Source organism: Ruegeria lacuscaerulensis (assembly GCF_013033355.1).
Lineage (GTDB): Bacteria > Pseudomonadota > Alphaproteobacteria > Rhodobacterales > Rhodobacteraceae > Ruegeria > Ruegeria lacuscaerulensis_A.
The window spans coordinates 38,883-46,767 of the sequence record NZ_WQDY01000018.1 but is presented as its reverse complement, the minus strand read 5'-3'; the positions used below and the strand labels follow the sequence as shown (position 1 = coordinate 46,767).

The 7,885-nt window shown below is 58.7% G+C and carries 10 protein-coding genes; 5 read left to right on the top strand and 5 right to left on the bottom strand.

The window, feature by feature from the left end; genetic code table 11:
- Positions 1-60 precede the first annotated feature (60 nt).
- Positions 61-255, top strand: a complete 195-nt coding sequence (locus GOW48_RS21330; RefSeq protein WP_170756085.1) for a hypothetical protein — start codon at positions 61-63, stop codon at positions 253-255.
- Positions 256-325: 70 nt separating this feature from the next.
- Here GOW48_RS21330 and GOW48_RS21325 read toward each other — a convergent pair whose 3' ends face one another.
- Genes GOW48_RS21325 through GOW48_RS21315 form a run of 3 tightly spaced genes read right to left on the bottom strand, consistent with a single transcriptional unit; the run spans position 326 to position 3,384 of the window.
- Entirely contained in the window at positions 326-1,489 is a 1,164-nt protein-coding gene (locus tag GOW48_RS21325) for a lytic murein transglycosylase (protein WP_170756084.1), read from the bottom strand.
- Between the two features lie 12 nt (positions 1,490-1,501).
- Positions 1,502-2,422 carry an adenosylcobinamide-phosphate synthase CbiB gene (cbiB, locus tag GOW48_RS21320; protein ID WP_170756083.1) on the bottom strand — a complete coding sequence of 307 codons (921 nt, stop codon included), beginning with the start codon at positions 2,420-2,422 and terminating at the stop codon, positions 1,502-1,504.
- Positions 2,419-3,384: a threonine-phosphate decarboxylase gene (locus GOW48_RS21315; protein WP_170756082.1), complete on the bottom strand. Its 966-nt coding sequence runs from the start codon at positions 3,382-3,384 to the stop codon at positions 2,419-2,421. Before GOW48_RS21315 ends, cbiB begins: the two co-directional genes overlap by 4 nt.
- A 181-nt stretch (positions 3,385-3,565) precedes the next feature.
- Between GOW48_RS21315 and GOW48_RS21310 the strand changes: the two genes are divergently transcribed.
- Positions 3,566-3,928, top strand: a complete 363-nt coding sequence (locus GOW48_RS21310; protein ID WP_170756081.1) for a response regulator transcription factor — start codon at positions 3,566-3,568, stop codon at positions 3,926-3,928.
- Here the strand turns inward: GOW48_RS21310 and GOW48_RS21305 are convergent.
- Positions 3,910-4,899, bottom strand: coding sequence for a glutathione S-transferase family protein (locus GOW48_RS21305; RefSeq protein ID WP_170756080.1), 990 nt, complete (start codon positions 4,897-4,899; stop codon positions 3,910-3,912). The genes GOW48_RS21310 and GOW48_RS21305 overlap by 19 nt on opposite strands.
- 212 nt (positions 4,900-5,111) lie before the next feature.
- Here GOW48_RS21305 and GOW48_RS21300 point away from each other — a divergent pair, with 212 nt between their 5' ends.
- Positions 5,112-5,465, top strand: a complete 354-nt coding sequence (locus GOW48_RS21300) for a hypothetical protein (protein ID WP_170756079.1) — start codon at positions 5,112-5,114, stop codon at positions 5,463-5,465.
- Between the two features lie 143 nt (positions 5,466-5,608).
- Here the strand turns inward: GOW48_RS21300 and GOW48_RS21295 are convergent, their stop codons facing one another.
- Entirely contained in the window at positions 5,609-6,781 is a 1,173-nt protein-coding gene (locus tag GOW48_RS21295) for a MalY/PatB family protein (protein WP_170756078.1), read from the bottom strand.
- Between the two features lie 94 nt (positions 6,782-6,875).
- Between GOW48_RS21295 and def (GOW48_RS21290) the strand changes: the two genes are divergently transcribed.
- Positions 6,876-7,394, top strand: a complete 519-nt coding sequence (gene def / locus GOW48_RS21290) for a peptide deformylase (RefSeq protein WP_170356749.1) — start codon at positions 6,876-6,878, stop codon at positions 7,392-7,394.
- The gene (gene def / locus GOW48_RS21285) at positions 7,391-7,885 is read left to right on the top strand and encodes a peptide deformylase (RefSeq protein ID WP_170756077.1); all 495 of its coding nucleotides are present in this window, start codon (positions 7,391-7,393) and stop codon (positions 7,883-7,885) included. Before def (GOW48_RS21290) ends, def (GOW48_RS21285) begins: the two co-directional genes overlap by 4 nt.

Sequence of the window (7,885 nt, the reverse complement as noted above, 5' to 3'; positions counted from 1 at the left end):
GCTTGAATCACGCAGCAAAGTCGACGGCAACCAAATTAATAGGTCCAGAACCTAGCAGAGATGGATGAAGCGTTGCGCCTGCTGAATGTGACACTTGGAGACATCCTGAAAGGTTTGGATAAAACAACGGGGGCGCTTAAGGTAAAAAGTGTAGACTACAATCAGATGTTGCAGCAACTGGATCACTGTAAAAGATATCCGTGGAAATACCTTGTGGGCGCCATAAAGCTGCGACTGCCGGGTGAAAAAACATAGCTCGCAAGTAGTACTTTTTTTACCCAACGTTAACTTCATTCAGAGTTATTGCGGAATATTATTTGAGTATTTACAACCGTCCCAACAACTCGACCGTTGGCCACGCATCCGCAGGCAATCCCAGCCGCACCTGTTCTGCCTGCACGGCCGCCCGTGTTCCGGCCCCCAGAATCCCGTCGATCTTGCCCACGTCATGGCCGCGGGCCTGAAGTTTGCTCTGTAGTTGCTTCATTTGCGCGCCAGAAAGGCCCTGCGCCGGGTTACCTGCATCATAAATCTGCGCACCCTCCAACCGCGTGCCGAAATAGGCGGCGGTCAGGACGTAGGTAAAGCTTTGGTTCCACTCGAAATAGACGTCGAAATTCGGATAGGCCAGAAAGGCAGGCCCTTTATGCCCCTGCGGTAGGATCAGCGAGGCGGGCAGGTTGGACAGCGACCCGCTGCGGGCCCGAACGCCCATCGCCTGCCACTCGGACACAGGGCGCGGCTTGCCGGGGCCGGACAGGGACCAGTCCATTCGCTCGGGTACCGTGACCTCTTGCAGCCATGGCTGACCTGGCTGCCAGCCAAAGCTCGAAAGCATTTTTGCGCCCGACATCAGCGCATCCGGGGCCGAGGTTTTCAGTGAGACCTTACCGTCCCCATCTCCGTCCACACCGTTTTCCAGAATGTCGCGGGGCAGCATCTGGACCATGCCGATTTCTCCGGCCCAAGCCCCGGTGGTGCGGGCGGGATCGAAATTGCCCTGCTCGTACAATTCGATGGCGGCGAAGATTTGAGGGCGAAACAGTTCGGGACGGCGGCAATCATGGGCCAGCGTGACCAGCGCGTTGCGGGTGTTGAAATCTCCCTGAAACGCGCCGTAATCGGTTTCGAACGCCCAGAAGGCCAGCAGTACGCCGCGCGAGATGCCGTATTCGCGCTCGATCCGGTCAAAAACCGCGTCATATTTGCGCGACATGGCCCGCCCGCGATCAATCCGGTTTTGCGAAATCAGGCGGCGCGAGAATTCAATGAACGGTTTCTGAAACACGCCCTGCGCGCGGTCGGCTTTCAGCACTGCGTTGTCCTGCTGCACACCTTTGAAGAAGGCGTTGACGGTGGCGTGGTCAAAGCCCTGCTGCGCGGCCTCGGATTTCAGATCCTTGACGAAACTATTGAACCCTCCGCCACATTGGGCAAAGGCGGGCGAGGTCAGCAGGGCGGTGGCCAAAAGGCCAGAAAGCAAGCGCATGAAACGGGTCCGTTACAGAATAAAGCTAAACCCAACCCACACCGACACGAGGCCAAGCGCAAGCCCCCAAACCCGCCATAGCATGTCACATGCGCGGAAAACCTCTGACGCGCCGATATCGCGGGGGGCGTCACCATTGACCCAGGCAAGATCGCGCAATTGCCCGTCATAACTGCGAGGCCCGGCTAGGGCCACGTTCAGAGCGCGGGCCATTGCGGCTTCGGGCCAGCCTGCATTGGGCGAGATATGCCGGCGCGCATCGGCGACCATCGCAGACCAGCGCGCCCATTGGCCTGATAGGGCTACGATCATCATGCAGGTCAGGCGGGCAGGGATCAGGTTCAGCAGGTCGTCCAGACGGGCGGCGGCCCAGCCGAAGTCTCGGTATTTGTCGGTCCGGTAGCCGATCATGCTGTCGGCCGTGTTAACGGCTTTGTAGACCAGCAGTCCGGGCAAACCGCCAATAAGAAACCAGAAGGCGGGCGCAATGACCCCGTCGCTCAGGTTCTCGGCCGCGCTTTCGATGGTGGATCGTGCCACCTGCGCCTGCGTCATGTCGCGCGTATCGCGTGAAACGATCATCGCGACTTGGGCGCGCCCCTCGGGCAGGGATACCCGCAATCCGTCTGCGACTGCGCGTACATGGGCCACCAGCGATTTTTGCGCTAGCAGGATGGCGCAGGCGATGATCTGGACCACCGAACCCAGCAAGCTTAGCCCCCAACCGATCCCCAGCGCGCCTACGACCAGTAGAACGACCACACCTACGCCTTTCAAACGTCGCTGCGCCCCATGGTTCAAGCGCTTGTCCAGCGCGCCGATCACGTAGCCGATCATGACCGCCGGGTGTTTGACGCGCGACCATAACCAGTCCGGCTCACCTAAGGCGGCGTCCAGACATAGGGCGCAGACCAGCAGGAAGGCGGTGCTCACAGTGCGGCCTCAAGCCTGTCCCAGCCATCTGCAGGGGGCAGGCCCAACCGCAGGTAGGTTTGGGAATAGGGGAAGATGCGGCTCCAGATATGGGCGCGGGCCAGACGGGTTTGCCATTGGGCAGCGTCATCGACTTGATAGAGGCGGAACAGTGTGGTGCCGCCAGCAAGCTGCGCGCCTTTTGCGATCATAAGCGCATCCAGTCGAGCGGTATCCGTCGCCAGGCGCTGACGGGTGGAATTGGCCCAATCGGGATCGGTCAGGGCGCGCTGACCGATGCGAAGCGCCGGCCCAGACACTGCCCAAGGGCCGGTCAGGTCGTTCAGGCGGGCGATCAGCAGTGGATCACCGATTGCAAACCCTAGACGCAGCCCGGCCAGCCCCCAGAACTTGCCGAAGCTTTTCAAAACGATCACGCCCGGTCGCGCGGCCAGGTGGATCAGTGACACCTCTGGAGTGACGTCACAAAAGCTCTCGTCAATTATGGTCAGCGGGGCATTCACGTCTGACTTGTCCCAATAGCGACCATCTGGATTGTTGGGGTGGACGATGACGCGGGCCTGGGCCGGTCCACCAGATTGAACTTTCCAGCCCTGCGCGGAAAAGGCCGCGGCATGTTCATTGTAAGTGGGCATGGTGATCTGAACGCGGCCTGTCGACGCAAGTGCGGGGATACGGGCGATCAGGGCCGATGCGCCGGGCGAGGGCAAAACGGCCGCGTCTGCCGGGACTGACCAGAAGTGTCGGGCGGCTTGCGACAGCTGTTCGAATGCGCCGTGATCTGGAAGGGCTGTCCAATCTTCATCGGCCAGCGCGGCTATGGGGTACGGATGAGGATTGATTCCGGTCGAAAGGTCGATCCAGTTCCCGCGCGCGCCGCCACAGGCCGCAATCGCTGCATCCAACCCGCCGCCGTGGTCTCGCGCAGCCCGTGGGTTCAAGTTTTTGTCAGAGCTTGTCATCTAGGTCCCGCCGGAATCGCGTATTTCTGGCTGTTTCAAGCGGATTTTCGCCGTTTTTACAAGCGAATCCGCGCGGTCACGAAAAGCCGAAAACAGCGTTAACACTTTGTTAAGGAAATAACGTGATCACAAACCACAGGGATCGGCACTACTCACCACAACATGGGCCGAGGTTTTGCGTATGAATGTTTTGATTGTTGAGAGTAACCCCGATCTGGGTCGGGTCTGGCAAAGGCATCTTGAACGACAGGGTGCCGAAGTGACGTTGGTCACTGGGCAAGAGGCTGCAATTCTTGCGCTCTATGGGGCTGAGTTCGATATCATTGTGCTCGATTTGGTGTTAGAGGCGGGCAGCGCGCTGGCCGTCGCAGATTTCGCCAGTTATCGCCGCCCCGAGGCACGGGTGATTTTTGTCACCAATACCACCTTCTTTTCGGACGGGTCGATCTTTGCCCACAGCCCTAACGCTTGCGCTTATGTGCAAAGCGCAACGCCGCCAGAGGATCTGGCGGCGATGGTCGAGCACTACGCAGCGGGTCGCTGACCGCGCCCATGAGGTTCCATGAAGTCCAGCACCGGGTTGGTCGGGATGATGCGATGCGGATTGATGCTTTCGTGGCTATAGTGATAGTGGCGCACGATGTGCTCCATGTTGACCGTGTGTGCGACGCCCGGCCATTGGTATAGCTCGCGCGTGTAGGCCCACAGGTTCGGATAGTCGATCAGTCGCCGCCGGTTGCATTTGAAATGCAGATGATAGACCGGGTCGAACCGGATCAGAGTGGTAAACAGGCGCCAATCGGCCTCGGTGACGCGGTCACCCATCAGATAGCGGCTCTGAGACAGGCGCTGTTCGAGCCAGTCCAGAGTATCAAATAGCGGTCCCACCGCACTGTCATAAGCGGTTTGGCTGGTGGCGAAACCGGACTTGTAGACCCCGTTATTGACGTCGGAATAGATGCGAGCGTTGACCTCCTCGATGTCGTCGCGCATCGCCTCGGGCCAATAGTCATCGGTGTTTCCGGTGATGCCATCAAACACCGAATTGAACATGCGGATGATTTCCGAGCTTTCATTGGAAACGATCGTCTCTTGCCGTTTGTCCCAAAGGATTGGCACAGTTACACGGCCGGAATAGGACGGATCCGCCTTGGTATAGACCTGATGGGCATAATCCAGCCCGTAAAGATCGTCTCCGGTCGCGCCGTTGTCATCCGTCTCGAAGGTCCAACCTTTATCCAGCATATCCGGATGAACGACCGAAACCGAGATCAGGTCGTTTAGCCCCTTGAGTTCGCGGAAGATGAGCGTTCGATGCGCCCAGGGGCACGCGTGGCTCACATAGAGGTGATAGCGCCCCGGTTCCGCATTGAACCCACCCTTGCCCGAAGGGCCGGGCGTGCCGTCGGCGGTTAGCCAGTTGCGGAACTGCGCGGCGCTTCGTTTGAACGCGCCACCTGTGGATTTGGTGTCATACCACGTGTCATGCCACTTGCCATCGACCAACAGGCCCATCTGTATTCCTCCGCTTAGCGATTTTTCGAAAGATAGGCGCTTGAGCGCGGTGTTCCTATGCGAGCAGGCGCGCAATTTGCCTGCGTTTGCGCACAGACCATGGCGCGTGTGCCCGCAACACTGTGATGAAGACTGGATTTAAAGTAACCGGTTTCACTAGATTTTTACGATTGAGAGCGCACAATAGTACTCACTGCCGGGGGAGTTTTTTGATGAGTACCTATGTTTCCAAGGAAATAAGCGCTGAACTGGACGCGGCTCGAATCGCGGGCCTGAAGAGGACGAGCCGTCTTCGTGTGGAATTTGGCGACAATACCTTCAAAATTTTAAGATTGTGGAAGGATGGCTTCACGGTTGAGGCTGAAACCACTCCGCAACTGCGCGGTCTGGTCGATATCTATGACGGCGCGCGCCATTTGTACCAATGCCTGATCATCGCGGATGACGCGCAGGCGGGTGAAATGCGTTATGACTTCAAACGCAGCACCGCCGCAGCCGACAAGGCGCCGCTGGATTTCTACCGCGCGCCGGATGCGCCGATCGCGCTGTTGGGGCACGAGGACTAGGGGCGGATTTTTCGATCAGGAAGTGGTCGATCTGTGCGGTTTCGGGAACCATTCCGGCGCGGGCGGACGTGGCCCGTATCGGTGCTACCCAACCCATGCTGCGCTGATCAGGCACAGCATAAGAGTTATCTTTAACGCCTGCCTCACTGCAAATCGGCAAACGCTTGTTTCAAGCGGGCACAGGCGTCCTCCACTCGGCTGCGTTGGGTGGCCAGGTTGAACCGCTCAAAGGTTTCTCCGCCCGCGCCGAAGCCGGGGCCCGATGTGGTGGCGATTTTGGCATCCTGACGCAGGCGGCGAATGAATTCGGGGTGGTCCATTCCGGTGCCCGAGAAATCAACCCAGGCCAGATAGGTCGCCTGCAGTGGCATGGACCAAAGACCGGGGATTTCCGCAATCGTTGCATCAAACAGACGGCGGTTGCTGTCCAGATGTACGATCTGCTCGTCGACCCATGCGGCGCCCTCTGGGGTGTAGGCGGCCGTGATCATCGCCACGCCAAGCGCACTGGGGTCGTAGTCCAGCGTCTGGATGCGGTTGCGCATGGCCGCGCGCAATTTGGGATCTGGGATGATCATGTTGCCAGTGCGCTGACCGGCGATGTTGAACGTTTTGGAAGGTGCCGTCAGTGTCACGGTCCAGGGCCGCGCATCCGGGGCGGCCACGTCCATCGGCACAAACGTTTGGCCGGGATAGACCAGGTCATGATGAATTTCATCCGACACCAGAACCAGCCCATTCCGTTCGGCAAAAGCTGCAACGGCGCGCAGCTCATCTGGTGTCCAGACCCGCCCCGAAGGATTCTGAGGCGAACACCACAATAGCATCTTTTCAGATCCGTCCAGCCGCGATTGCGCATCGTCCAGATCCACCCCGTAGCTGTCGCCATCGCGCGCCAACGGGCACTCTACCACCCTGCGGCCGGATTTGTTCACCTTGTGCGCAAACTCATGGTAAACAGGCGAAAAGATGACCACTCCGTCGCCCGGTTCGGTCCAGACGTCCAGACATAGGGCGATCGCGTTCCCCAACCCCTGTGAAGTCAGAACCCAATCGGTGTCGATGTCCCATCCATGACGGTTTTTCATCCACCACTGGACCGAACTCAGATAGTCCGGGTGCATCCAAGAATAGCCAAAAACCCCATGGTCCGCCGCTTGCCGCACGACATCGACAACACATGGCGCCGTAGGATAATCGGAATCGGCCGTCCACATGGCCAGCCCGTCATCCGGTGAAACGCCGTACAGGCGCTCCATCTTATCCCATTTAGAACTGTTGGTGCCCCGGCGGTCGATCAGGTCGTTAAACGTCATGTTGTCTCCATCTGTCGGACGGAAAGCTAGTCACAATCGTGGCGGGTGCAAGGGGGGCGTTGCGGCGGGGGGCGCGATGGCCTAAATCAACGACATGAAACGCTCAATTCTTATTCACCCCGATCCGCGCTTGAAAAAAGTTTGCGCCCCCGTTGCTGACCTGACGGATGAACTGCGCAAACTGGCTGATGACATGCTGGAGACAATGTACGACGCTCCTGGTATCGGGCTGGCTGCACCGCAGATTGGCATCCTGGATCGGTTGATCGTATTGGATTGCGTCAAGGAAGAGGGCGAGGCACCGCGCCCCCTGATCATGTTCAACCCCGAGATCGTGGCCTCTTCGGACGAAACAAATGTTTATGAAGAAGGCTGCCTGTCGATTCCCGAACAATATGCCGAAGTCACCCGTCCCAAAGTGGTGGAGGTGGCTTGGATGGATCGTGACGGTAACGCACAGCAAGAAACGTTTGATGACCTTTGGGCGACCTGCGTGCAGCATGAGATCGACCACCTGAACGGTAAGCTGTTCATCGACTATCTCAAGCCGCTGAAACGCCAGATGATCACGCGTAAGATGCAGAAGTTGAAACGCGAAAAGGCCCGCGCATGACCGTTCGCACCTGCCTGCCTTGGCCCGACAAACGCCTGCGGACCAAGGCCGAGGATGTGGCCGAGATTACCGATGAAATCCGGGCCATCTGGGACGACATGATCGACACGATGGAGGCGATGCCCGGTGTTGGTCTTGCGGGCCCTCAGATCGGAGTGATGTTACGGCTGGCCGTGGTGGATGGCTCGACCGAGCGTGGACGTGCGGTGCGGTTGGCGAACCCGGAAATCCTGCACAGCTCGATCGAACTGCGCGAGCATGATGAAGCCAGCCCGAACCTTCCCGGCGTGTCTGCCAAGGTGAAACGCCCCCGTGCGGTGACAGTGAAATTCCTGAACGAACAGGGCATGATCGACCGTCGTGATTTTGTGGGGATTGACGCCACCAGCGTGCAGCACCAGATCGACCACTTGAACGGTCGGATGTATTTCGACCGTCTCAGCAAGGTCAAACGCGATATTCTGCTGCGCAAAGCCAGAAAGCAGGGGTAG